Source organism: Microbacterium sp. 2RAF4 (assembly GCF_052115285.1).
Classification (GTDB): Bacteria; Actinomycetota; Actinomycetes; order Actinomycetales; family Microbacteriaceae; genus Microbacterium; species Microbacterium oxydans.
This window is the reverse complement of record NZ_JBFRGI010000001.1, coordinates 197,856-222,044: the sequence shown is the minus strand read 5'-3', so window position 1 is coordinate 222,044 and position 24,189 is coordinate 197,856. Positions and strand designations below refer to the sequence as shown.

Here is a 24,189-nt window from a genome sequence, read left to right as displayed (position 1 = left end):
GACACGGCAGGCACACGAGCTGTCGTATCGTGAACGGGTGACGAGGATCATCGCAGGCAGCGCCAGAGGTGCCCGGCTCGAGGTTCCGGGCTCGGGAACCCGACCAACGAGCGACCGTGTGCGCGAATCGCTTTTCGGCGCTCTGGAGTCCCTGAGCGCCATCGCCGGCGCACGGGTCCTCGACCTGTATGCCGGCTCGGGCGCCCTCGGGCTCGAGTCGCTCAGCCGTGGAGCAGCGAGCGTCGAGTTCGTGGAGCGCGGTCGCCAGGCCGCAGCCATCGTCCGACGCAACGTGGAGGTCGTCGCGAAAGCAGGGAACCTCCCGCTCGGGCGCGTTCACGAGAGCACGGCGCAGGCCTTCCTGCATCGCGCAGTCGGACCCTACGACCTCGTGTTCAGCGATCCGCCCTACGACCTCGGCGACGCTGCCATGACGGCCGACCTCGTCGCGCTCGCGCCGCTCCTGTCCTCGGACGCCGTGGTGGTGGTGGAACGAGCTCGTCGGTCCACGCCTCCGGACTTCGGCGCGGCGAACCTGGAGCTGTTCCGCGAGAAGTCGTACGGTGACACGACCCTGTGGTGGGCCGAGCCGGCGACGGAGGACGAGACCCCGGGCCCCGTCGGTCAGCCCGCGGCCGAGTCCCAGTCCCGATAGGGATCCCAACCGCTGAGGTCGACCGGCTGCTCATCGCACATCAGGTCCTCATCGCCGGCGGCGCGCACCCTGCCGATGGCCCGGAACGCCGGCGGCAGGAGGCCCTCGGGGAAGGTGGCGAGCAGCGCGTGATCCTCTCCCCCGGCGAGAGCTCTCGCCGGATCGGCGCCGAGGAGCGCACTGTCGAGGGCGATCGTCACGCCGGACGCGGCAGCCATCCGTCGTGCATCGAGAGCCAGCCCGTCGGAGACGTCCATCATGGCGGTCGCGCCGGCCGTCGCCGCCACCGCGCCGAGACCGATCGGGGGCGACGGGCGCAACTGCGCCTTCACCGCTTCGCTCTCGCCTGCTGCGAGAGCGCCAGGGTCGACGGGCACCGGCACATCCCCATCCCGGAACCTCCCGAACAGAACGGCGAGACCACGTGCCGCGTGGCCGAGCTCCCCGGCGACGGCGACCACGTCACCGGGACGTGCGCCGCTCCGCGTCACGGCGGCGCGTCCTTCCAGGTCGCCCAGGGCCGTGACCGCGACGGTCAACGTGTCGGAGACGGTGAGATCACCACCGACGACCGCACAGCCCGGCGCGAGCGCGGCACAGGCATCCCGGAAGCCGTCGGCGAGTCGCTCGACGAAGGAGACTCGTAGTTCGCGCGGCACCGCGAGTGCGACCAGAAGCGCCGTCGGACGCGCGCCCATGGCCGCGACGTCCGCGAGATTCACCGCCGCGGACTTCCAGCCGATGTCGTATCCGCTGGACCAGGCGAGGCGGAAGTCGGGGCCGTGCACCAGCGTGTCCGTCGTCGCCACCACGGAGCCCGACGGGGTCGCTATCACCGCGGCGTCATCGCCCGGCCCGATGAGCGCGTGCGAGGCTGCCGGTGTGCGTGACAGTATCGCGCGGAGAATGCGCCCTTCGGACACATCTCCCAGGCGTGGATCGTCGGCGTCGGGTCGGGAGGGCATGCTGTCAAAGGTAGCCTGGAAGCATGCCCCGTTCCCGTCGCCTCGCTGCCCTCGCCGGAGCAGCGGCACTCAGCGCTGTGCTCGCCGGCTGTGCGACCACCGTGCATCTCGAGCCCGCAGCGGATGCGAACAACCCCGCATGCGCGAACGTGTCTGTACTGCTCCCGGAGAGCGTCGGCGGACTCGATCGCGTCTTCACCGATGCGCAGGCGACAGGTGCGTGGGGAGACCCCACAGTCGTTCTGCGCTGCGGCGTGGAACCCCCTGCTCCCTCCGCGCTGGTGTGCACGACCATCGGCGGAGTCGACTGGCTGGTCCTCGACCAGGAGGAGGAGCGTCAGCGCCTCGTCACGTTCGGTCGCGCCCCTGCGGTGGAGGTCACGATCAAGCGCGGCGAGCAGATCGACTTCCAGACCATCGTCGACAAGATCTCGGCCAGCATCCAGTCGGGGCTGCAGCCTGCCACCGGGCAGTGCACGGATCGCGTCGAGTTCCCTGCAGGCTGATCCCCCCGGGGACCGGACCCTCAGCGGCGAAGGCCGGCTTCGACGAGCTCGGTGATGAGATCGCCGTAGCTCAGACCCGACGCGACCCAGCACTTGGGGAACATCGAGATGGGCGTGAACCCCGGCATCGTGTTGAGCTCGTTCACCACGAGTTCGCCGGACGGTGTCAGGAACATGTCGACACGGGCGAGCCCGCGCCCGTCCACCGCCTCGAAGGCCTGAACACCGATCTCCTGGATGGCGGTGCGCTCCGCCTCAGTGAGGTCCGCAGGACACACGACGTCCACACCGTCCCCGCCGAGGTACTTGCCCTCGAAATCGTAGAAGCCCCTCGACGTCAGCACGATCTCCCCGGGGAGTGACGCACGGACGCCGTCGACGCCCTCGAGCACGGCGACCTCGATCTCGCGGCCGCTCACGCCGGTCTCGATCAGCACCTTGTCGTCCTCGGCGAACGCCACGGCCAGCGCCGCATCGAGCTCGTCGGCATTCTCGACCTTGGAGACGCCGACGCTCGAGCCCGCCCGCGCGGGCTTCACGAACACAGGAAGGCCGAGGTCAGCGGCCCGCGCCCGCACGTCGGAGGCGTCACGGTCCCAGTCCTTTCGCCGCACCGTCACCCAGGGCGCGACAGGGATCCCGGCCGCTTCCAGGGCGATCTTCATGAAGTGCTTGTCCATGCACAGTGCGGAATCGAGCACACCACCACCGGCATAGGGAACCTCGAGCGTGTCGAAGTATCCCTGGATCGTGCCGTCCTCGCCGTGCGGTCCGTGCAGGATCGGGAGCACGACATCGATCTCGCCGAGACCCGCGACGGAGCCGTCGGTCTGCACCACACGGAGCGTGCGATCGCCTCCCGGTTCGGGCCACAGGACACGCGTGCCGTTGTCGGCGACCTCCGGGAGATGCTCCGCGTCCAGCGGGAACTTCGCCGGGTCGTCGTCCTCGAGCACGAAAGCGCCTTCGCGGGTGATCCCGACGGGGATCACGTCGTATCGGTCGCGATCAATCGCCCCCAGCACGCCCCCCGCCGTTGCGGAACTGATCGAATGCTCGCTGGAGCGCCCGCCGAAGAGCACCACCACCGTCTGCTTGTCCATGGTTGGTCCTCTCACCCTGCGGGGTGTCGTCGTCCGTCGTCAGGTGGGGTGCGATGTCCCGCGGATCCATCTTGCCGTCGAGCACCATCTTCACCTGCTCGACGATGGGCATGTCGATCTCCGCCTCGCGCGCCAGCTGCAGGATAGGCGCGACGGATGCGAGCCCCTCAGCGGTCTGCTGCATCTGCTTCACCACGTCCTGGAAGCTGTACCCCTGTCCGAGCAGACGCCCGGCGGTGTTGTTGCGACTCAGCGGAGACTGGCACGTGGCGATGAGATCGCCGAGACCGGCGAGACCCTGGAGCGTCTCCGGGTGCGCGCCGTTCGCCACGGCGAAGTCGGTCATCTCCACCAGCCCGCGAGTGATGATCGACGCCTTGGTGTTCTCGCCGTAGCCCACGCCGTCGACGATCCCGATCGCGACCGCGATCAGGTTCTTCAGGACGCCGCCGAACTCGGTCCCGATCACGTCGGTGTTGACGAAGGTGCGGAAGTAGCTGTTCCGTGCTGCGCGCGCGACGATCTCCGCCGTCTCCTGGCTCCGTGAGGAGATGACGGCTGCGGTCGGCTGCTCACGCGCGATCTCGAGCGCGAGGTTCGGCCCGGACGCGACGGCCACGCGATCGGGGTCGCAACGCAGCTCCTGCTGGATGACCTGACTCATCCGCAGCCCGGTGCCGCGCTCGACACCCTTCATGAGGCTGATGATCTTCGTGTCGCTGTCGGCGATCAGCGGCCGCAGCGCCTTCAGGTTCTCCCGCAACGACTGGCTCGGTACCGAAAGGTACACCTGGTCGACGCCGTCGAGCGCGGTCGCGAGCTCATGCGTCGCAGCCATCGTGCGCGGAAGGTTGATCCCTGGCAGGTAGCGGGAGTTCCGTTTGCCCTCGTTGATCTCCTGCGCGAGCTCGGCTCGGCGCGCCCACATCGTCACCTGAGCGCCGCCGTCGGCGAGGATCTTCCCGAAGGTCGTGCCCCAGCTGCCCGCGCCGATGACGGCGACTCGCGGACCGACCGGCGCGGTTCTCTTAGGAGTCAAGGCGTCCCGTCTCCTTCTGGCCGTGGGTTGCGGGATTCCAGCGTTCGGCCGGTGCCTTCTCGCCGCGGAGCTCCTCGAGGAGCGCGGTGATCGCGTTCATCAGCCGAGTGGTCGCTTCGTTGAGAGCTGCCGGCTCCCCGGCGCGCCCGCGCAGATCGGACACGTCGACCGGGTCACCGATGACGACGTGGACGGGCTTGCGCAACGGCCAGAGGCTCAGACCCTTCTGGTAGCGCCCCATGATCTCCTGCGTGCCCCACTGCGCCATCGGGATCAGCGGGATGCCGTCGGCGAGTGCCAGGCGCACCGCACCCGACTTCCCGCGCATCGGCCACAGGTCGGGATCCCGCGTCAGTGTGCCTTCCGGATAGACGATCACGCCACGGCCGTGCTCCACGAGCTCTTCCGACTGCTTCATCGTCTGACGCGCGGATGCCGCCGAGGAGGTGCGGGCGACAGGGATCATGCCAGTGCGGTGCAGGAACCAGCCGAGCACGGGGACCTTGAACAGGCTCTCCTTGGCCATGAACCGCGGCGCACGACCCGCACGCCAGATGGCGACCGCGACGATCAGCGGGTCGAACTCCGAGTAGTGGTTGGGCGCCAGGATGTAGGGACCCTGTTGCGGCAGCTTCTCCGCCCCCCGGATCCGGATCTTCGCGATCAGGGACACCGGGGGGATGACGAGCGCCGCGAGCGGCCAGAAGATGCTCGGACGCTTCGTCTCCGATGACCGGGACGTCACGGCGGTCACCGGATGACGTCGAAGTCGGCGCCGAGCGCGTCGAGCTTGGCGAGGAACTTCTCATACCCCCGGCTGAGGATGTCGACACCCGACACCTTCGATTCGCCCGTCGCCGTCAGGGCTGCGATCACGTGGCTGTATCCGCCGCGAAGATCGGGAACCACGATGTCAGCACCGTGGAGCGGTGTGGGTCCGGTGATGACGGCGGCCTGTTCGAGGTCGCGACGCGGAACGCGTCGCGGTCCGTCCTGCAGACCCCGGGGGTGCACGACGATGTCGGCGCCCATCTTCACGAGTGCGTCGGTGAAGCCCATGCGGTTCTCGTAGACCGTCTCATGCACGACGGAGCGGCCGTGCGCCTGGGTCAGTGCGACGACGAGCGGCTGCTGCCAGTCGGTCATGAAGCCGGGGTGCACGTCGGTCTCGATCACGACCGGCTTGATGTCGCCGTCGCGGCGGAACTGGATGCCGTCCTCGTGGATGTCGAACCAGCCTCCGGCCTTGCGGAAGACGTTGAGGAAGGTCAGCATCTCCTGCTGCTTGGCGCCGCCGACGAAGATCTCGCCGTCGGTGGCCAGCGCTGCGGAGGCCCACGAGGCGGCTTCGTTGCGGTCGAAGATCGAGCGGTGGTCGTAGCCGCGGAGCTTCTCCACGCCTTCGATCACGATGACCCGGTTCGGCTCGTAGGAGATGATCGCGCCCATCTTCTGCAGCACCGCGATCAGGTCCATGATCTCGGGCTCGATGGCCGCGTTGCGCAGCTCGGTGACGCCTTCGGCGCGGACCGCGGTCAGCAGCACCTGCTCGGTCGCGCCGACGCTCGGGTACGGGAGGTGGATGTTCGCGCCGTGCAGGCGGGTTCCCCCGGTGGAGAGGCGGATGCCGCTGGGGAGCTTCTCGACGATGGCACCGAACTTGCGCAGCGCGTCCAGGTGGAAGTCGATCGGACGGTCTCCGATGCGGCAGCCGCCGAGGTCGGGGATGAACGCCTGACCGAGTCTGTGCAGCAGCGGGCCGCAGAACAGGATCGGGATGCGCGATGCCCCCGCATGCGCGTCGATCTCCTCGAAGTGCGCGGACTCCACATCGCTCGGGTCGAACACGAGCGAACCGGGCTCATCGCCCTCAGAGACACGGACGCCGTGGACTTCGAGCAACGAGCGGACGACGGCCACATCGCTGATCGCCGGCACATCGCGCAGGGTGCTCACGGTCTCGCCGAGGAGCGAGGCGACCATGGCCTTGGTGGCCAGGTTCTTCGCGCCCTTGACGTCGACGCGACCGCGGAGCGGGCGTCCGCCGCGAATGGCGAGGACGTCTCCGGTGAGTGCAGGGACTCCGTCCGGAAGAGCGTCGCGCACAGGTGTCGTCATTCGGAGCCTCACTTCATCTACGGATTTCGGGGGCGGGTTGCCCCTGGCTCCCCCGCCCCCACCGTCTACTGAACGGGAAGGGTTCGGGGCCGCCACGACTCGCGACGGGCCTCGAACTGCGCGATCTTGTCTTCGTTGCGCAGCGTGAGCCCGATGTCATCGAGCCCTTCGAGGAGCCGCCATCTAGTGTAATCGTCGATCCCGACCTCGGCCTGGACGTCACCGATCGACGCGGTGCGCGCCTCGAGGTCGACGGTCATCTGCGCTCCGGGATTCCGGTCGATCTCGGCCCAGAACCGCTCGAGATCCTCTTCCGAGATCGTCGCGGCGAGCAGGCCCTGCTTGCCCGCATTGCCACGGAAGATGTCCGCGAAACGCGGGCTGAGGACGACCTTGAAGCCGAAGTCGCGCAACGCCCACACGGCGTGCTCACGGCTGGAGCCGGTACCGAAATCGGGACCGGCGACGAGCACGGAGGCACCCTGGAAAGACGGCTGGTTGAGCACGAACTCGGGGTCCTGGCGCCAGCCGTGGAACAGCGCGTCTTCGAAGCCGGTCTTCGTGACGCGCTTCAGGAACACCGCAGGGATGATCTGGTCGGTGTCGACGTTCGAGCGCTTCAGCGGAGCGGCGATACCGGTGTGGGTGGTGAACTTCTCCATGGGTCAGAACCCTTCCGTCAGGTCGCTCGGGCTGGACAGGGTGCCGCGGATCGCCGTCGCAGCGGCGACGAGAGGCGACACGAGATGAGTCCGCCCTCCCTTTCCCTGACGCCCCTCGAAGTTGCGGTTCGATGTCGATGCGCAGCGCTCCCCCGGAGCCAGCTGATCAGGGTTCATGCCCAGGCACATCGAGCAGCCGGCGAAGCGCCACTCCGCACCGAAGTCCTTGATCACCTTGTCCAGGCCCTCGGCCTCTGCCTCCAGACGCACTCTGGCGGATCCGGGCACCACCATGACGCGCACGCCGTCGGCCTTCTTCTTGCCCTGGATGATCGACGCGAACGCGCGCAGATCCTCGATGCGGCTGTTGGTGCACGAGCCCATGAAGACCGCGTCGACCGGCACCTCCTTGAGAGGCGTACCCGGCGTCAGATCCATGTACTCCAGGGCGCGCTCGGCAGCCGCGCGCTCGTTCGGGTCGACGATCTCGGCGGGGTCGGGAACCGCGGCGGAGAGCGAGCTCCCCTGTCCGGGGTTGGTGCCCCACGTCACGAAGGGCTCCAGCTCGTCGGCGTCTATGAAGACCTCAGCGTCGAACGTGGCCCCGTCATCGGTCGGGAGCGTGCGCCAGTAAGCGACGGCATCGTCCCAATCCTGGCCCTTCGGGGCGTGCGGGCGGCCCTCGAGGTAGGCGAAGGTCGTCTCGTCCGGCGCCACCATCCCGGCGCGTGCGCCGGCCTCGATCGACATGTTGCAGATCGTCATGCGCCCCTCCATGGAGAGCGAACGGATCGCACTGCCGCGGTACTCGAGCACGTACCCCTGACCGCCTCCGGTCCCGATCTTGGCGATCACGGCCAGGATGATGTCCTTCGCCGTGACGCCGGATCGCAGAGTGCCATCGACGTTGATCGCCATCGTCTTGAAGGGCTTGAGGGGAAGCGTCTGGGTCGCCATGACGTGCTCGACCTCGCTGGTGCCGATGCCGAACGCCATCGCGCCGAACGCGCCGTGGGTGGACGTGTGCGAGTCACCGCAGACCACGGTGATCCCGGGCATCGTCAATCCGAGCTGAGGCCCGACGACGTGCACGATCCCCTGCTCCGCATCGCCGAGCGAGTGCAGACGCACACCGAACTCAGCCGCGTTGCGCCGGAGCGTCTCGATCTGCGTCCTGCTGGTCAGGTCCGCGATCGGTTTGTCGATCTCCCACGTCGGGGTGTTGTGGTCTTCGGTCGCGATCGTCAGATCGAGGCGCCGCAGCGGACGACCCTCGCTGCGCAGGCCGTCGAATGCCTGCGGGCTGGTGACCTCGTGCACGAGGTGGAGGTCGATGTAGATGAGGTCGGGCTCTCCGTCCTCGCCCTTCACGACGAGGTGGTCGTCCCAGACCTTCTCGGCGAGTGTTCTGGGGCGTGCGGAATCCGCACCGGCGGTGGTGGTCATGGCGTGTCTCCTGTGGCTGGCGGTTCGGCCCACGATGGACTCCGCGACGAGGAGGGGCTCAGAACGAGGTCTCGTCGCGGCGCCTAAGAAGAAGAAGCACGGTCCGCATGACGTCAGATTACCACCGCTCCGACATGCCCTGACCCGTCATGACACTCTGAGGACACCCGCACCACCTGCGCATCGACCGACCGAGAGGCACCGCATGACCGTCGACACCGCCCGCTTCGCCACCCGCGCGGTCCATGCGGCGAGAAGCAGAGAGACGGCTGCCTCTCGGGCCACGCCGATCTACCTCACTGCGGGCTTCGAGTTCGACGACTTCGACCACGCGGCGGATCACTTCAGCACCGGTACCGGATTCGGATACACCCGGACGGGGAATCCCACGGTGCGCGCGGTGGAGCGCCAGCTCGCCGCCCTCGAGTCGGGCGCAGACGCCGTTCTGGTCGCGAGCGGGCAGGCCGCCGTGGCGACGGCTCTGCTCACCGTCGCGGGTGCCGGCGATCACATCGTCTCCTCCACGCACATCTATGAGGGCACGAGAGGCCTCTTCCTCGACAACCTGGCCCGACTCGACATCGAGACCACGTTCATCGACGACATCTCCGACCCGGCGGCCTGGCGCGCCGCGATCCGGCCGAACACGCGGGCTCTGTTCGCGGAGTCTCTCGCGAATGCCCGCAATGACGTTCTCGACGTGCGCGCCGTCAGCGACATCGGCGACGAGCACGCGATCCCGTTGATCGTCGACAACACGCTGGCGACGCCGGCGCTGCTGCGTCCGATCGAGCATGGTGCGGCCATCGTGGTGCACTCTGCATCGAAGTTCCTCGCCGGGCACGGATCCGTCCTCGGCGGCGTGATCGTCGACGACGGGCGTTTCGACGCAGACCTCGCCGGCCACAATGCACCGCACCTCGTCCTCCCAGGTCGGGGTGACACGCCCAGCGTCTTCGCCCGCCACGGCGGACGCGCACGGATCGGATACGCGCGAGAATCCGTGGCGCCGCGATTCGGCGCTTCCCCCTCGCCTCTCAACGCCTTCCTGATCGGGCAGGGCGTGGAGACCCTGGGGCTGCGCGTGGAGAGGCAGTCACGGAACGCGCTGCAGATCGCGCAGTGGCTGGAGCAGCACGCCGAAGTCGAGAGTGTGGACTACGTGGGGCTCCCCTCGCACCCGGATCACGACCTCGGGAGACGGTATCTCGATGGTGGTTCCGGCTCGATCTTCACGTTCACGTTGCGAGGAGGGCTTCCGGCGGCTCGACGATTCGTCGAGCACGTGCAGGTCTTCACGCACATGACGCACATCGGGGACGTGCGCTCTCTGGTACTGCACCCCGGAACGACGAGTCATGCCCAGCGGACCGACGAAGAGCGCGAGGTCCTCGGCGTCCGTCCGGGAACCCTGCGACTCTCGATCGGTATCGAGGACGTGGACGATCTCATCTCCGACCTGTCCCACGTGCTGCAGCACGTGCGGGAGACGGTGGCATGAGCCGCCCACAGCACTTCGGCTGGTTCCTCGCGCGCGGCTTCGGACCGCAGGGGTGGGGCTACCCCGCGCTCGACTGGGACTACGACTGGACGCGCCCCGAGGTCTACCAGTAGGCCGCTCGCACGCTCGAACAGGCCGGGTTCGATCTCGTCATCATCGAGGATGCGCCGTCACTGGGATCACCGTCGACGATCGACCTGCGCGTGCGGCATGCGTTCGGCGGCCCCAAGCACGACCCTCTTCTCCTCGCGCCGTACCTCTTCCAGGCAACCAGACACCTCGGCGTGGTGCCCACCGTCAACCCGGCGGCCTACCTCCCTTACACCGCAGCGCGGCAGTTCGCGACGCTGCAGCACCTGAGCGGACACCGGCTGGGCCTCAACGTCGTCACCGATACGGGCAGCGCACGGCATTTCTCCGACGCGGCGCAGCTCGGCCACGATGAGGCGTACGACCGCGCCGAGGAATGGCTCTCCGGGATCCGCGCCCTGTGGCGCAGCTGGGATGACGGCGCACTGATCGCCGACCGTGAGACCGATGTGTTCGCGGACGGCAGCCGTCTGCGGGCCACCGAGCACCGCGGCGAGTACTTCGCCTTCGACGGGCCGCTGAACGCCGTGCCCTTCACCGACGGCGACCCCGCGATCGTCTCACCCGGCGGTTCCGGCCGCGGGCTCGGCTTCGCCGGTGCGAACTCCGATGTGCAGCTCGCACTGGCTCCGTTGCACGAGAAGTCCGTGCGAGAGTATCGCGCCAAGGTGCACGACGCCGCGCTCGCGAAGGGGAGGCGACCCGAGGACGTCAAGATCCTCTTCGCCATCCAGCCCGTGATCACGTCGTCGAGCGAGGAGGCCGATCGGATCGTCGCGGCGTCGGCACTCCCCGACGAGTCGGCCCTCGTCCAGATCGCGCGCAAGCAGTCGAGCGACCTCGAGACCGATCTGACCTCGCTCGACCTCGACAAGCCGCTCGACATCTCGATCTTCGGAGCGCACGTCTCCCGCGGGAGCATCCAGCGTCTGGTCGGCGATCGCGGCGAGGACGCCCCGCTGCGCGCCCACCTCACAGCCCTCGCCCGCACCGGCAGGATCACAGACCGCACGGGATTCGTCGGGACCGCGGAAGAGTTCGCCGACCTGATCGAGGAGCTCGGTGAATGGGGCAACGACGGAGTGCTGCTCTGGGGCGACTTCCATCCGGTCACCCTCCACCGCACGCTCGACGAGCTCGTCCCCGTCCTGCGTCGGCGCGGTATCCTCCGGCGCGAGTACGCGGAGGGCGGCCTGCAGGCGAACCTCCACCAGTTCTGATCGATCCGCGTCCGAACGTCACCAACCCAGCGACCCGGGAACGCCCTTGAAGGGGCCGACGACCCTCGAGGTGACCCAGCCGCCGTAGAACCCGCCCGGCTGCGGAGAAGCGACCTCGCCGCCGACGGTGCACTCGTCCATCTGCCCCGCGTACACGGCGACCCGATCGGACAGGCTCTCGAACCCGCGAGTCGGCTGCGGGTAGGTCCAGGCGGCTCCTGGGCGCACCGTGTCGCCGGCACGCACATCGAAGTATCGTGCGGAGCCCTTGAACTCGCAGAACGACGAGCCGGTGGTTTCGACGAGAGCACCGGGGACGAAGTCCGCGATCGGAAGGTAGTACACCGGAGGATGACTCGTCTCCAGTACGCGGACGGCGTCCACGGTGTCGGCGATCAGCTGGCCGCCGAGCCGGATGGTGATGCGCTCCACGACGGCTTCGACGCGCGGTGGCCTCGGGTAGTCCCAGACGGATTCCTGCCCGGCGGCCGGGACGATGGGGCGCGGCCTGTGCATCTGCTCACCCTACGTCTGCTCACCATGTGTCGCGCGATACCGTGCCGCGTCATTCCACGGGTGTCGTGGCCCGCGCCGCCCGCTTCTCACGCGAGGAGGCGATGAGGCTCGCGACCGTGGCGATGGTCATCGAGGCCAGGATCACGCCGAGAGAGACCATGTTGCTGATGTCGGGCACCCATTCCACGTGCTCCCCGCCGTTGATGAACGGCAGTTCGTTGACGTGCAGAGCGTGCAGGATCAGCTTCACGCCGATGAAGCCGAGGATCACGGCGATGCCGTAGTGGAGGTAGCGCAGACGGTCGAGCAGATCGCCGAGGAGGAAGTACAGCTGACGCAGACCCATGAGCGCGAAGATGTTCGCCGAGAAGACCAGGAAGCCGTTGGTCGTGATCTCGAAGATCGCGGGGATCGAGTCGATCGCGAAGATCAGGTCGGTCACACCGATCGTGATGAAGACGATCACCATGGGCGTCCACATCCGCTTGCCATCGACCGTCGTGCGGATCTTCGAGCCGTCGTAGGTCTCGCTGATGTCGACTCGACGACGCAGCAGACGGACGATGAAGTTCTCGCGCTGCACCTCGCCCTCGTGGTCGCCCTCCGGCATCGCCTGACGGATCGCGGTCCAGATGAGGAACGCGCCGAAGATGTAGAAGATCGGCGAGAAGTTCTCGACGATCGCGACACCGGCAAGGATGAAGAGCCCGCGCAGCACCAGCGCGATGATGATGCCGATCATGAGCACCTGCTGCTGCAGGCGCCTCGGCACGGCGAATTGGGCCATGATCAGCACGAACACGAACAGGTTGTCGATCGAGAGGCTGTACTCCAGCGCCCATCCGGTGATGAAGTCGCCTGCGTTCTGCCAGCCGCCGACGTTGCCGAGGAGAACCGCGAACAGCAGAGCGAGGCCGACGTAGAACACGACCCAGAGGGTGGATTCCTTCGTCGACGGGATGTGCGGCCGCAGCCGGATGAGGAGCAGGTCGCCGATCAGGATGATCGTGAGGACGACCATCGAGGTGATCTCGAACCAGACGGGGATTTCCAAGGGCGCACTGGACCTTTCGCGGAGGGGTCGGGAATGAGTCGAAAGTCTCTCCCCCGCACAGATGTGCGTCGCGCGCCCGGAGCAACGATGACGGTGCTCGTGATGACGGACGCGCGTTTGCGGGATACTCCCTCTCGCCCGGGCAATGCTACCCGAGGCGCGGGGCGAGCGGGAACGGATTGCGATCGGATCTCATGCGCCCGATCGGCATGGACCACCGATCTGAGACGATGGGGCGGCGATCGACACTCTCCTCGTGAGAGACACCGAACGGAACCAGGATGCCCCTGCAGACACATGATCAGAGATGGGCGGCGCAGGCCGCGGACGGCGACGAGAGCGCCTTCCGCGAGCTGTACCGCGCTCACGTGCGGCCCGTGTATTGGATCGCGCAGGGAATCCTCGCCTCCTCGGCAGATGCCGAGGATGTGACACAGGAGACGTTCGTCGTCGCCTGGCGGAAGCTGCCCGACCTCGAACTCCGGGGCGAGTCGATCCTTCCGTGGCTCGCCACGATCTGCCGGTTCCAGGCGGCGAATCGGCTCCGGCAGCGTCGGCGAGACCAGGCGCACACCGCCGAAGCCGTCGACGAGACACTGCTGGCCGACACGGTGAGCGTCGAGGAACAGGTCATCACCGCGGAGCTCGCGGCGCGGATCGCCCGCGAGGTGGGCACGCTCAGCGAGTTGGATCGCGAGGTCTTCCGTCTGTGCGCCACGGAGGGATACGCCTACCAGGTCGCTGCGGATGAGCTCGGGGTGACGCACGCCGTCGTCCGGAACCGTCTCTCACGAGTGCGCACGCAGCTGCGAGGCGCCGTGACCGAAGCGAGGGACGCATGAACGACCAGACCACCAGCGGCGACCTGCCAGAGCTCTCGGACGAGACCATCGCCCGCATCGAAGATGCCGTGTTCGCCGAGATCGCCGCAGAGCGGGCGCCGGCACCGCTCACCGCGACGAAGACGCGGTCGCGGCGACGCGGCTGGCTCACGGCAGGCGGTATCGCGGCTGCCTTCGTGGTCGGAGTTCTCGTGACCCCGCCCATCCTCAGCGCGGTCGGCGGTGCGAGCTCCGTCACCGCCGACGGTGTCAGCATGTCCGAGGGCTCCTCCTCCGACGCCGCACCGTCAGGTCCCGAGCGGATCACGGGTCTGACCGCAGAGTCAGCGCCGGATGGCGCTCTGGGCCCGGACACGAGTGCGGGTACGCTCCCCGGCGTTGCGGAGAACGACAGCGGTCGCGAGATCATCGCCACGGCGCAGGCGACCGTTCAGGTGAAGAACATCCCCGAGGCGGCAGCGGCGATCGCCGCCCTCGCCGAGGAGCACGGCGGCTACGTCGAGAGCACCGAGATCGGGAAGTCGGTCGCCGTCGACGGCTCATCCGAGCCCGTTCCGGACCCCGCAGACTCGGCGTACGGCTGGATCAGCATCCGAGTGCCCTCCGCCGACCTCCCGACAGCGATCGCCGCACTCGACGACACCGGCGAAGTACTCTCGTCGTCCACCTCGAAGCAGGATGTGACCTCAGTCGCCATCGACCTGCAGGCCAGGGTCGACTCCACCAAGGCGTCCGTCGAGCGGCTCACGCAGCTGATGGCGCAGTCAGGCAGCGTCTCCGAGCTGATCGAGGCCGAGGTGGCGCTCACCGACCGTCAGGCACAGCTCGAATCGTACGAACAGCAACTCGCCGCGCTCGACGACCAGGTCGCCATGTCGTCGCTGCAGGTGCAGCTGACGAAGGCGACCGCACCGACGACTGCCGATCCTGCGGGCTTCGGGGACGGTCTGATGGCGGGATGGAACGGACTCGTCGTGTCGCTGAACGCCCTGGTGATCGCCGTCGGGTTCATCCTCCCCTGGCTCGCGATCGCGGGCGCCGTCGTGCTGCTCGTCTGGCTCATCCGCCGCGCCCGGCGGCGCCAGCGTCGCCGCGACCAGCAGGTCCCGTCCCATCCCGAGGCCACCGACGGCAACTGATCGGGCGACAACGTGGGATGGGCCGGTTCTCCCGACGTGGGGAACCGGCTCATTCCCTGATTTTCCGCGGTATACAAGAACCCTTGTGTGTTTGACGCCGTGAGCTTAGCGTCGTCTTCCGTGGAAGACATCTCCGTTATCACCGCTGTGCACCATCCGCTGCGCCGCCGCATCTACGACTATCTGCTCCTGTACGGAACGGCACAGGTCACGGCGATCGCCCGCGCTCTGGACTGTCAGGTCGGCAGCATCAGCCATCACCTTCGCATGCTGGAGCGCGCCGGAGTCGTGGAACGGGCCCCTGATCACGATGGAGACAAGCGCACGAGCTGGTGGAGAGTGGCACGCCGCGGTCTCACCTGGTCGACAGACGATTACGCGGACTCGCCGGCCGACGCCCTCCTCGCCCGTGAGGCGCAGCGTCAGGGTATCCGCATGCAGATCGACCGGCTCCAGCGCTGGCATCGCCATCGCCACGACCCCGCCTACGCCGAGTACGACGGTTCCAACACGGAGACCACGGCGTGGGCCTCACCCGACGAGCTGCGGGATCTCTCCGCGCGGCTCCTCGAGACGATCAGGGAGTGGCAGGAGGGCATCGATCTCGACGACGGCCGACGCCGTGCTCCCATCTTCGTGTTCGCGCACGCGTTCCCGACGGAACCCTGATGTCCGCCGTCAGCGACCCGGAGGAGATCGTCGCCCCTCCCCCTTTCCGTCGCGATCGTCTCGTGCACGCCTGGATCGGAGTGAAGGCGCTGTCGGATGCCGGCGATGCGCTGTGGACCATCGCGCTCGCGTGGACGGCCGTCCAGGTGGCCTCCCCCGCTGTCGCAGGCCTGATCGTCGCTGCCGGTACCGTGCCGCGTGCCCTGATCCTGCTGTTCGGAGGGGTGATCGCCGACCGCGCGGACCCGCGCCGCATCATGCTCGTGTTCAACGTGCTGCGCGTGGGCGTGCTCGTCGCCGTGGCGCTGTGGGTGCTCGCCACCCCACCCACCGTCGCCGTGCTCCTGTTCGCGGCGATCGCGTTCGGGGTGTGCGACGCGTTCTACGAGCCGTCCGCCGGGACGATCGCCCGTCAGCTCGTGCGAGCCGCGGACCTTCCCTCCTACGGCGCAGCGGCTCAGACGGCCTCGCGGCTGGGGACCATGGGAGGGGCGGCGATAGGCGGATTCATCGTGGCCCATGCCGGCGTTGCGGGAAGCGCGTCCGTGAACGCCCTGACCTTCACACTGGTCGTCGCCTTCATCGCGATCTGGCTCCGCCCGCGCTTCCGCCTCGCCAGAGCGGAGAAGGAGTCGGCGCTGCGCGGGATCGCACGCGGGTTCGGGCACCTCGCCGAGAATCCCACGACCCGCACGCTCGTGATCGCCCTCTCGGGGCTCAACCTGGCGGTCGGCCCGGCGATCGGGATCGGACTCGCCCTCCGCGCCCATGCGGAGGGGTGGGGCGCGCAGGCCGTCGGACTCTTCGAAGCACTGCTCGGACTCGGTGCGGCGCTCGGCGCGATCTCCGTCGCGAAGTGGCGTCCGAGCCACGAGGCTCGCGGCGGGTTCCGTGCGCTGGTGCTTCAGGGCGCCGGGATCATCGCGCTCGGAATCGGGCCGGCGTGGAGCGTCGCCGTGGCGGCCTTCGTCATCGGAGCGACCGCTGGTTACGCATCGGTGCTGTTGAGCGCGACGTTCTCGGCCACCGTCGACACCGCATACCTCGGCCGGATGAGTTCGCTCACGCGCCTCGGCGACGACTGTCTGATGCCGCTGGCGATGGCCGGATTCGGTGCTCTCGCGTCGTCTACGGCGCTCTGGGTGCCGTTCGCACTCTTCGGAGGAGCCATGATGGCGCTGATGATCCTGCCCCTGAGCAACCGCACATTCCGGGCGCTGTCGCTGAGGCCCGGTGTGTGAGCGACGACCACCCTGGGAAACGAGAAAGCCTCCGGCGAACCGGAGGCTTTCCCTGTTGTGTGACCCCAGCGGGATTCGAACCCGCGTTACCGCCGTGAGAGGGCAGCGTACTAGGCCGCTATACGATGGGGCCGTCTGGCGGAATGTTTCCGTTCCGCGACAACCGTTCAAGTATGCCACGGCGATTCTCACTGCGCCAAATCGACGCCTCCCCGTCACGGATCCCGGGCGTGGCGCACCGGATCCGTTTGCCGTGCGCGTTCCGAAGGAGTTGACTCTTCCCATGCGCGTCACCAAGTTCGAACATGCCGCCCTCCGTATCGATGCGAACGATGAGACCCTCCTCGTCGATCCCGGGTCGTTCACGGCTCCGCTGAACGACCTCACCGATCTGGTGGCCATCGTGATCACCCACGAGCACCCGGACCACTGGACATCCGAGCACTTCGACCGCCTCCTGCGCGACGCACCGGGGACGCCGATCTTCGCGCCGGCCGGTGTCGCCCGCGCCGCCGAGGGCTACGACATCACGGTCGTCGCCCCCGGGGACTCGTTGGAGGTCGGCGGCTTCACGCTGCGATTCTTCGGCGGCACTCACGAGGTCATCCACTCCTCGCTCCCGACGGTCGAGAACGTCGGCGTGCTGATCAACGACGAGCTCTATTACCCCGGCGACTCGTACGCGGTCCCTGAGGACGTCTCCGTCGGCACCCTCGCCGCTCCCCTCGGCGCACCCTGGCTGAAGATCGGCGAAGCCATGGACTACGTGCTGGCTGTCGCGCCGCGCCGGGCGTTCGGAACCCACGACATGACGCTTTCCGTGATCGGCAAGAACATGCATCGTCAGCGGCTGCAGTGGGCGACCGAACAGGGCGGCGGCGAGTTCTTCGTGCTGGAACCCGGCGACTCGCTCGACCTCTGAACATGGTCGACTCCCCCGTCGCGGAGCTCACCCTGGACGAGCACGGCGTGAGACGGCTCGTTCGGACGGTGGCTCCCGAGCTCGGCGACCTCCCGCTGACGCGCTTCGCGGAGGGGTGGGACAACATCACCTGGCGACTCGGATCGGACCTCGCCGTGCGCATGCCCCGCCGGCTCAGGGCAGCGCCGCTCATCCGTCACGAGCAGCACGCACTCCCCCTCTTCGCGATGCATCTCGCAGCGGCGAACATCCACACGCCTCTGCCGGTGTTCGCAGGCGCCCCGACTCCGGACTTCCCCTGGCCCTGGTCGATCGTGCCCTGGCTCCCGGGGAGGCAGGCACTCGGGCTCCCCCGCCGCGACAACACCTCGTGGGCCGCCCAACTCGCGACAGCCCTCCTCCTGCTCCACCGCGAAGCGCCCGCCGACGCACCCGTGAACCCTGTGCGCGGCGTCCCGCTGGTGGCACGCGACCAGAGCATCAGAGATCGACTCGCCGACCTGACCGCAGCGATCGCCACGCCTCTCGGAGAACTCTGGTCAGCGGGACTCGAGGCCGAAGCCGCCACGGAGTCCGTCTGGATCCACGGCGACCTGCACCCCGGCAACATCCTGATCGACGGCGACAGGCTGTCCGCCGTGATCGACTTCGGCGACGTGACCTCCGGCGACCCCGCCTACGACCTCGCAGCGGGGTGGCTCGCCTTCGACGCCGAAGGTCGACATGTCTTCCGCCGAGCCACCGCCGGAAGGTACGACGACGCGACCTGGGTCAGGGCACGAGCCTGGGCTGCGGCCATGGCCGCGATCCTCTGCCACTCGAGCGACGATCGCGCGGATCTGCGCGCGCTCGGTCAGCAGACGGCCGCCGAACTGATCAGCTGACCGAAGCTGCACGCACACGGAGATCGCGCGCGAGATGGTCCCGCTGCTCGATCACGAGCCGTCGGAGAGCGGCAGGCGCCGCCGGATTCGCGGCCAGCCACGCATCCACCGGCTCCACCGATTCCGACGCGGGGAAGAGCCCGATGACCAGGCGCCGTGCGATCTCGATGCTGCGCTCTGACCAGGCTCGGCCGATCCGCACGAAGTACTCGTCGTCGAACTCGGAGATGAGATCACGGCGTCCCCCTGCACGGAAGCCGCCGATCACCGCGTCGAGATGATCATTGCTGAGCGAGAGGTCGTTCCACGCGGAGTCCCATGCGTCGCGCCGCACATCCGCGTCGGGCCGAGAGGCCCGAGCGCGCCGCGCAGCCGTGCGCCCGTCACCGGTGTCGTCCCGCTCCTGCTCCGCCGTCACGTCTTCGTCATCAGCCTGCCCCACGGTCACGAGCGCGGTGAGAAGCTGCCAGCGCAGGTCGGGGTCGATCACGAGCCCCTCCGGGACATTCCCCTCCAGCAACGCGCGCACTTCTTCGTGTCGCCGATCGTCGAAAGCGGACGCGGTCGCGAACGCTCGAGCCCAGGAGAGCTGCGCGTCGCTGCCGGCATCGGCGGCTTTCAGAGCGCTCCATACCGTTTCGGTCCAGCGGCGCTGCTCCTCGTCGCGACGCGCCTCGGGCACGAAGTGACGGATCGTGTAGATCGCGTTCGGCAGCACCCCCGTCAGCAGCCCGATGTTGGACTCGGCCGCCGCGTGGCTGCGCACGATTCGGAGGTAGCGCAGCGCATCGAGCTCGCCGTCGCGGGTCGCGTTCCACAGCGAGGACCACACGAGGGCACGTGCCAGCGGATCGTCGATCGCGGACAGGGACTCCTCGACCGTGCGGAGGGAGCGTGCGTCCAGACGCGCCTTCACATACGTGAGGTCGTCGTCGTTGAGCAGCACCAGATCGGCGTCGGGCAGCTCGATCGCGGTACGCTCGCCGATCACGTCGAGCTCCTGCTGCTCGCGACGGACCACACGACCGTCGACACGTTCGTACATGCCGATGCGGAGCCGGTGGGGCCTCGGGTCGGTCTGCACCAGGACGGAGCGTCCCTCCTCGTCCGTCTCCGTCGACAGCGTCGACACGCCGGAAGTCTGCAGCCATGCGGCCGACCAGTCGCTCATCTCGCGGCCCGAGACCGCGCTCAGCTGCACCAGGAAGTCGTCCAGCGTCGTGTTGCCGAACGCGTTGGCGGCGAAGTACCGGCGGGCGCCCTCGAAGAACGCGTCATCGCCGACGAACGCCACGAGCTGCTTCAGAACGGCTGCACCCTTGGCGTAGGTGATCCCGTCGAAGTTCAGCTTCGCCGCCTCGAGATTGGTGATGTCCGCGACGATCGGGTGGGTCGTGGGCAGCTGATCCTGCTGATAGGCCCAGGCCTTCCGTCGTGCGGCGAACGTCACCCAGGCGTCCTGGTAGCGCGTCGCCACCGCCGACGCGTGCGCGCCCATGTAATCGGCGAACGACTCCTTCAGCCACAGGTCGTCCCACCAGGTCATGGTGACCAGGTCTCCGAACCACATGTGCGCCATCTCGTGCAGGATCGTGTTCGCCCGCGCAGCGCGCTGTGCATCCGTGGCCGCCCCGCGGGAGAGGTACGCCTCCGTGAAGGTCACGAGACCCGGATTCTCCATCGCGCCCAGGTTGTACTCCGGCACGAAGATCTGGTCGTACTTGCCCCACGGGTACGGGTAGGCGAACGCGTCCGTGAAGAAGTCCAGCCCTTGCCGGGTGACCTCGAGGATCTCGTCCGCGTCGAGGTGCGAGGCGAGCGAACGCCGGACGAGCACACCGAGGGCGATGTGCTGCTCATCGCGCCGCCACTCGCCGTCGACGCGCGAGTACGGACCGGCAGCGACCGCTGTGATGTAGCTCGAGATCGGCAGAGTCGGGGCGAACTCCACACGTTGCACGCCGACACCCAGGTCGGTGTGCGCAGGCGACTGATTCGAGAGCACCTGCCAGCCGGTGGGAGCGTCCACGACGAACGTGTACTCGGCCTTCATGTCCGGCTGCTCGAAGCACGCCATCACCCGACGCGCGTCCGCCGGCTCGTACTGGGTGTAGAGATAGGTCTCATCGTCGACAGGGTCATGGAACCGGTGCAGTCCCTCACCGGATCGGCTGTAAGCCGCGACCGCCGCGACGCGCACGACGTTGGCGGACTCGAGACCGGAGAGCGAGATGCGCGCGCCGTCGTAGACGACCTCCTGATCGATGCCGTTCACCGAGACACTCCGGACCTCTTCGCCGATGAAGTCGAGCCAGGTGCTCTCCCCTGTCGAATCGAACTCGAGGGTCGTCACCGTCGGGAACCCGGTACGGGCGCGCTCCGGCGCACCGGTCAGGTCGAGCTCGACGCGGATGCGATGCACGGTGACGGCGGCGGATCGCGCGGCCGTCTCCTCGCGGGTGAGGTTGGCGGTGTCCATGCATCCATCCTGTCACCCGGATGCCCGACAGACCGTCCTCACGCTCACGTCGGTCGGAGCCGGTGTCCGATCGCCGAGTACACCTGTGCGGACGCGTGCGACCGTGCCGCTGCGTCGTCGTCGTCGTGACGAGCGAACGCGATGCGCGACAGGATCGCGTCGCTGCGTGCGACTTCGGCGCGGTCTCCGGTCGCCTCCGCGACGCTCCGCGCCTCTTCTGCGTGCCGCTCCGCCTCGGCGAGGAGATGCGCGGACGCGGAGTCGCTCGCCGCAGCGAGGACCAGGATCTCGGCGAGCGAATTCGCAGCCTCGGTGGCGATCAAGGGCGACCCCGCGCGCTCCGCCTCCCGGAGGATCCGCTGTGCCGTCGTCCGCGCGCGGTCGGACTGGCCGTTCCGCCCGTCGATCCGGGCGCCGAGGAGTTCGAGATCGGCCGACGTCGCGAACTCTCCTGCGGACTGCAGGGCGCCCATCGCGACGGCGCACAGTTCACGGGCCCGCAGGTCGTCACCCCGTGCTTCCGCGATGAGCGCACGCGTCCGGCGGACGAACGGCAGCGGTTCACCGTTCGATTCGTCCATCAGCTCCTGCAGTTCCTCGTCCGCAGCATCGAGGTGTCCGGTCGCGAGGAACAGCAGCGGGCGATTGCCGCGCACGACAGCCACGTTCAGCTCGTCCCCCTCCGCCTTCGCCATGCTCAGCGCAGCGGCGTAGCCCTGCAGCGCCTCCGGGTAGCGGGCGAGGATGCGAAGGGTGTCCGCATGGTTGCCGGTTGCCCGCCCTTCCACGACGCTGTCCCCCGCGTCGCGCGCGTGTGCGATCGCCCGTTCATAGGACACCAGTGCCTGCTCGAGATGACTCATCCAGCGCTGCACGTTGCCGATCTGGTTCCAGGTGCGAGCGAGAGCTGCGCCCGAAGCGATACGACGCACGCGGTGCAGGATGATGAGCGCCTCGTCCAGCCGCCCGAGCTTCTCCGCGCAGTGCGCCACGCCGAGAGCGATGTCGGGCACCAGGTCGAGGCCGTCTCCGCGGGCTGCCAGATCGTGCAGCTGCAGCGATTCGCTCCAGAGCGACCAGCGGGACAGCGCAGGGTGCGATGCGATCGCCAGCCTCTCCACGTCGGAGTCGAGGCCGTGCTCGCGAGCCGCTGACGCCACCGCGAGCACCGTCCCCACCTCACGCGCGGCGAAGTCGGAATCCTCTTCCATCCGGGCCAGCACGGCGGACGCGGAGTCACGGACGAAGTCCCTGCGGACGGATGACGGGCGGAGGGAGCGCGACCGCTCTGCGGCGAAGGAGAACACCGTGTCGTGCATCCGCACCCGACCCTCGCGCAGCTCCACGAGGTGTCGGGCATGCAGACGGTGCAGATCGCGTGCGGCGGCGGGGCCCCCGGCTGCGATGAGCACGCCTTCCTCCACCTCTCGGTCGAGCAGTGCGGCGTTCGCGAGGAGATCGGCTTCGCCCGTCGGCAGGGATCGTGTCGCCGCCTCCAGGACAGGTCGGATGCGCACGTCGCGTGGCTCATGCTCGAACCGCGATGCCAGGTCCGCGAACGACCAGCCCTCGTGCTCACGGATGATCCCGGCGAGCATCACCAGATCGAGCGGCAGGCCACCCGCCACGGTGACGATGCGCCGCAACGCCGCCGCACGCTCATCGCTCCCCCCGATCACGGTCGAGGAAGCCCCGTCGAGGGAGAGGAGGTGATCGAGCAGGCGCTGGGCCTCTGCGTGCGACAACGGCGGGACGACGACCCTCTCCACGCGCAGAGCCGTCGGGGACAGGCGCTCCTCGAGGCCCCCGAGGTCGACGCGTGCCGTCACGATGAACCGCACACCAGGGACCAGCAGCGCAGCCAACCGCACCGGGTCCCCCGCGTCCTCGATGACGACCGTCACCTCACGCGCGCTGATCCGCAGCTGCTCACGGAGACGCGGCAGCTCGTAGGGAAGGGAGCGGACACCGAGAGCACCCAGCATCCGTCGCAGGACGTCGATCGGATCCGCCGGAGGGCGCTCGGTGTCGGATTCGCGCAGGTGCACGGTGAGCACCGGCGAACGGCCGGCCAGCGCCGAGGCGAGAGTGGTCTTCCCCGCCCCCGGCAGACCAGTGAGCACCAGCACGTCGGCATCGGGAAGAGCGGTCAGCAGGTCTTCGCGTCCGATCTCCGCGCCCGCGGAATCCCGGATTCCGAGCGCCACTTCGACGTGCACCCCCGATCGCGCACCGTTGAGAAGCCGCGCGGTCTCCCGCCACTGCGCAGCCTCCTCGTCATCGCCCCCGAGCACGCGGACGATATCGCCCACCAGACGATGGTCGACGCGTCGCCGTCCCGGACGGAAGCAGTCGTACACGGTCACCTTCGGCGGCTCGGCACCGTGACGCACCCCGCCGATCCGACGGGCGATCTCGGCATACGACGGCGAGCCCGCCTCCACACGCATCCGTCCGAGGCCCAGGCAGAGCTCGTCGAGGGTGCGGGGCACGGGCATGAGTCGAGCCTAGGACACGGGGTCGGCGCGCTCGGCGCCGTGCGTTCGGGCTCGTTCGGACTCCGACGGGCCTGCCCAGAGCACACCTAGGCTCTCTCGACGGAGAGGCCGCCCGACCTCCCGGAAGAGGAGAGAATCCCCATGACGACACGTGCAGAGATCGCGGCCAAGCTCGACGACTTCTCGTACCAGAAGCTCAACTTCGGCGGGTTCCTGATGAACAAGCGCGCCAAGAACTCGCATGCCCTGTGGACCCGCGCCGCAGACAAGGGCGTCACCGAGCTGGCGCTGCTCGCCACGAGGGACTTCGGCGAAGGAAACGTCTACGACGTCGCCGCCTTCACGCTCGAAGGGGCCATCCCGACCGAGGTCCTCGACGAGTTGAAGCAGCAAGCCGAGGCGCTCGTCGACCGCGTCAATCTGCGTGCACACGGATACGTTTACACCTGCCTTGAGCCGTGGGACGGCGGCGGCACCATCTGGATCTCGAAGAAGCCCGAGTTCCGCGAGCTCAGCCGCCTCGATCAGGGCATCCATGTCGTACCGATCCAGCGGCTCGCCGGGTTGGGTGAGCCGCGGTGGCTCGCCTGGGCGCGCGAAGGCGGACAGCTGAACATCGCCATCGTGTACAAGCCCTGAC

General features: G+C 68.3%; 21 protein-coding genes, 1 tRNA gene and 1 pseudogene. 11 read left to right on the top strand and 12 right to left on the bottom strand.

Features of this window, described 5'->3' with window-relative positions; translation table 11 throughout:
• Positions 1 to 37: 37 nt before the first annotated feature.
• Complete coding sequence (gene rsmD / locus AB4070_RS01055; RefSeq protein ID WP_441978545.1) at positions 38 to 655, top strand: 16S rRNA (guanine(966)-N(2))-methyltransferase RsmD; 618 nt, start codon at positions 38 to 40, stop codon at positions 653 to 655.
• Here the strand turns inward: rsmD and thiL are convergent.
• Entirely contained in the window at positions 625 to 1,620 is a 996-nt protein-coding gene (gene thiL, locus AB4070_RS01050) for a thiamine-phosphate kinase (RefSeq protein ID WP_441978544.1), read from the bottom strand. The two genes, rsmD and thiL, sit on opposite strands and share 31 nt — an antisense overlap.
• A gap of 23 nt (positions 1,621 to 1,643) precedes the next feature.
• Here thiL and AB4070_RS01045 point away from each other — a divergent pair, with 23 nt between their 5' ends.
• The gene (locus AB4070_RS01045) at positions 1,644 to 2,126 is read left to right on the top strand and encodes a DUF3515 domain-containing protein (protein ID WP_441978543.1); all 483 of its coding nucleotides are present in this window, start codon (positions 1,644 to 1,646) and stop codon (positions 2,124 to 2,126) included.
• 20 nt (positions 2,127 to 2,146) lie between these two features.
• On the opposite strand, the gene AB4070_RS01040 is transcribed toward AB4070_RS01045, so the two are convergent.
• From AB4070_RS01040 to leuC, 6 genes are all read right to left on the bottom strand, one after another.
• Positions 2,147 to 3,229 carry a D-alanine--D-alanine ligase family protein gene (locus tag AB4070_RS01040; RefSeq protein ID WP_441978542.1) on the bottom strand — a complete coding sequence of 361 codons (1,083 nt, stop codon included), beginning with the start codon at positions 3,227 to 3,229 and terminating at the stop codon, positions 2,147 to 2,149.
• On the bottom strand, positions 3,135 to 4,268 hold the full coding sequence (locus AB4070_RS01035) for an NAD(P)H-dependent glycerol-3-phosphate dehydrogenase (protein WP_282847017.1): 1,134 nt from the start codon (positions 4,266 to 4,268) through the stop codon (positions 3,135 to 3,137). Before AB4070_RS01035 ends, AB4070_RS01040 begins: the two co-directional genes overlap by 95 nt.
• A complete protein-coding gene (locus tag AB4070_RS01030) occupies positions 4,258 to 5,022 on the bottom strand; it encodes a lysophospholipid acyltransferase family protein (RefSeq protein WP_441978541.1) in 765 nt (254 codons plus the stop codon). Before AB4070_RS01030 ends, AB4070_RS01035 begins: the two co-directional genes overlap by 11 nt.
• Positions 5,019 to 6,386, bottom strand: a complete 1,368-nt coding sequence (murA, locus tag AB4070_RS01025) for a UDP-N-acetylglucosamine 1-carboxyvinyltransferase (RefSeq protein ID WP_441978540.1) — start codon at positions 6,384 to 6,386, stop codon at positions 5,019 to 5,021. Before murA ends, AB4070_RS01030 begins: the two co-directional genes overlap by 4 nt.
• A 65-nt stretch (positions 6,387 to 6,451) precedes the next feature.
• The gene (gene leuD / locus AB4070_RS01020) at positions 6,452 to 7,048 is read right to left on the bottom strand and encodes a 3-isopropylmalate dehydratase small subunit (RefSeq protein ID WP_058630588.1); all 597 of its coding nucleotides are present in this window, start codon (positions 7,046 to 7,048) and stop codon (positions 6,452 to 6,454) included.
• Between the two features lie 3 nt (positions 7,049 to 7,051).
• Positions 7,052 to 8,494: a 3-isopropylmalate dehydratase large subunit gene (gene leuC, locus AB4070_RS01015; RefSeq protein ID WP_441978539.1), complete on the bottom strand. Its 1,443-nt coding sequence runs from the start codon at positions 8,492 to 8,494 to the stop codon at positions 7,052 to 7,054.
• A gap of 205 nt (positions 8,495 to 8,699) precedes the next feature.
• Here leuC and AB4070_RS01010 point away from each other — a divergent pair, with 205 nt between their 5' ends.
• Together AB4070_RS01010 and AB4070_RS01005 are read left to right on the top strand one after the other, a co-directional pair.
• On the top strand, positions 8,700 to 9,995 hold the full coding sequence (locus AB4070_RS01010) for an O-acetylhomoserine aminocarboxypropyltransferase/cysteine synthase family protein (RefSeq protein ID WP_441978538.1): 1,296 nt from the start codon (positions 8,700 to 8,702) through the stop codon (positions 9,993 to 9,995).
• A pseudogene (locus AB4070_RS01005) lies at positions 9,992 to 11,305 on the top strand (LLM class flavin-dependent oxidoreductase). The gene AB4070_RS01010 and the pseudogene AB4070_RS01005 overlap by 4 nt, the downstream one beginning before the upstream one ends.
• An 18-nt stretch (positions 11,306 to 11,323) precedes the next feature.
• Here AB4070_RS01005 and AB4070_RS01000 read toward each other — a convergent pair.
• Both AB4070_RS01000 and AB4070_RS00995 read right to left on the bottom strand, forming a co-directional pair.
• The gene (locus AB4070_RS01000; RefSeq protein ID WP_441978537.1) at positions 11,324 to 11,821 is read right to left on the bottom strand and encodes a DUF427 domain-containing protein; all 498 of its coding nucleotides are present in this window, start codon (positions 11,819 to 11,821) and stop codon (positions 11,324 to 11,326) included.
• 49 nt (positions 11,822 to 11,870) lie between these two features.
• The gene (locus AB4070_RS00995) at positions 11,871 to 12,875 is read right to left on the bottom strand and encodes a TerC/Alx family metal homeostasis membrane protein (protein ID WP_378874895.1); all 1,005 of its coding nucleotides are present in this window, start codon (positions 12,873 to 12,875) and stop codon (positions 11,871 to 11,873) included.
• A 281-nt stretch (positions 12,876 to 13,156) separates the two neighbouring features.
• On the opposite strand from AB4070_RS00995, the gene AB4070_RS00990 reads away from it, so the two are divergent.
• The 4 genes from AB4070_RS00990 to AB4070_RS00975 all read left to right on the top strand — a co-directional run bounded on the left by AB4070_RS00990 (position 13,157) and on the right by AB4070_RS00975 (position 16,766).
• Positions 13,157 to 13,717, top strand: coding sequence for an RNA polymerase sigma factor (locus AB4070_RS00990; RefSeq protein ID WP_441978536.1), 561 nt, complete (start codon positions 13,157 to 13,159; stop codon positions 13,715 to 13,717).
• Positions 13,714 to 14,856: a DUF4349 domain-containing protein gene (locus tag AB4070_RS00985; protein ID WP_441978535.1), complete on the top strand. Its 1,143-nt coding sequence runs from the start codon at positions 13,714 to 13,716 to the stop codon at positions 14,854 to 14,856. The genes AB4070_RS00990 and AB4070_RS00985 overlap by 4 nt, the downstream gene beginning before the upstream one ends.
• 120 nt (positions 14,857 to 14,976) lie before the next feature.
• Positions 14,977 to 15,525: a helix-turn-helix domain-containing protein gene (locus AB4070_RS00980; protein ID WP_441978534.1), complete on the top strand. Its 549-nt coding sequence runs from the start codon at positions 14,977 to 14,979 to the stop codon at positions 15,523 to 15,525.
• A complete protein-coding gene (locus tag AB4070_RS00975) occupies positions 15,525 to 16,766 on the top strand; it encodes an MFS transporter (RefSeq protein WP_441978533.1) in 1,242 nt (413 codons plus the stop codon). The genes AB4070_RS00980 and AB4070_RS00975 overlap by 1 nt, the downstream gene beginning before the upstream one ends.
• Positions 16,767 to 16,826: 60 nt before the next feature.
• Here AB4070_RS00975 and AB4070_RS00970 read toward each other — a convergent pair.
• Positions 16,827 to 16,899: transfer RNA gene (locus tag AB4070_RS00970), tRNA-Glu, on the bottom strand.
• Positions 16,900 to 17,049: 150 nt separating this feature from the next.
• Between AB4070_RS00970 and AB4070_RS00965 the strand changes: the two genes are divergently transcribed.
• Both AB4070_RS00965 and AB4070_RS00960 read left to right on the top strand, forming a co-directional pair.
• Positions 17,050 to 17,688 carry an MBL fold metallo-hydrolase gene (locus AB4070_RS00965; protein ID WP_441978532.1) on the top strand — a complete coding sequence of 213 codons (639 nt, stop codon included), beginning with the start codon at positions 17,050 to 17,052 and terminating at the stop codon, positions 17,686 to 17,688.
• Positions 17,689 to 17,690: 2 nt separating this feature from the next.
• Positions 17,691 to 18,572 carry an aminoglycoside phosphotransferase family protein gene (locus AB4070_RS00960; protein ID WP_441978531.1) on the top strand — a complete coding sequence of 294 codons (882 nt, stop codon included), beginning with the start codon at positions 17,691 to 17,693 and terminating at the stop codon, positions 18,570 to 18,572.
• Here AB4070_RS00960 and pepN read toward each other — a convergent pair.
• Positions 18,565 to 21,051: an aminopeptidase N gene (pepN, locus tag AB4070_RS00955; RefSeq protein ID WP_441978530.1), complete on the bottom strand. Its 2,487-nt coding sequence runs from the start codon at positions 21,049 to 21,051 to the stop codon at positions 18,565 to 18,567. The two genes, AB4070_RS00960 and pepN, sit on opposite strands and share 8 nt — an antisense overlap.
• Before the next feature lie 44 nt (positions 21,052 to 21,095).
• On the bottom strand, positions 21,096 to 23,549 hold the full coding sequence (locus AB4070_RS00950) for a hypothetical protein (RefSeq protein WP_441978529.1): 2,454 nt from the start codon (positions 23,547 to 23,549) through the stop codon (positions 21,096 to 21,098).
• 141 nt (positions 23,550 to 23,690) lie between these two features.
• On the opposite strand from AB4070_RS00950, the gene AB4070_RS00945 reads away from it, so the two are divergent.
• Positions 23,691 to 24,188 carry a hypothetical protein gene (locus tag AB4070_RS00945; protein WP_378874885.1) on the top strand — a complete coding sequence of 166 codons (498 nt, stop codon included), beginning with the start codon at positions 23,691 to 23,693 and terminating at the stop codon, positions 24,186 to 24,188.
• Position 24,189 lies beyond the last annotated feature (1 nt).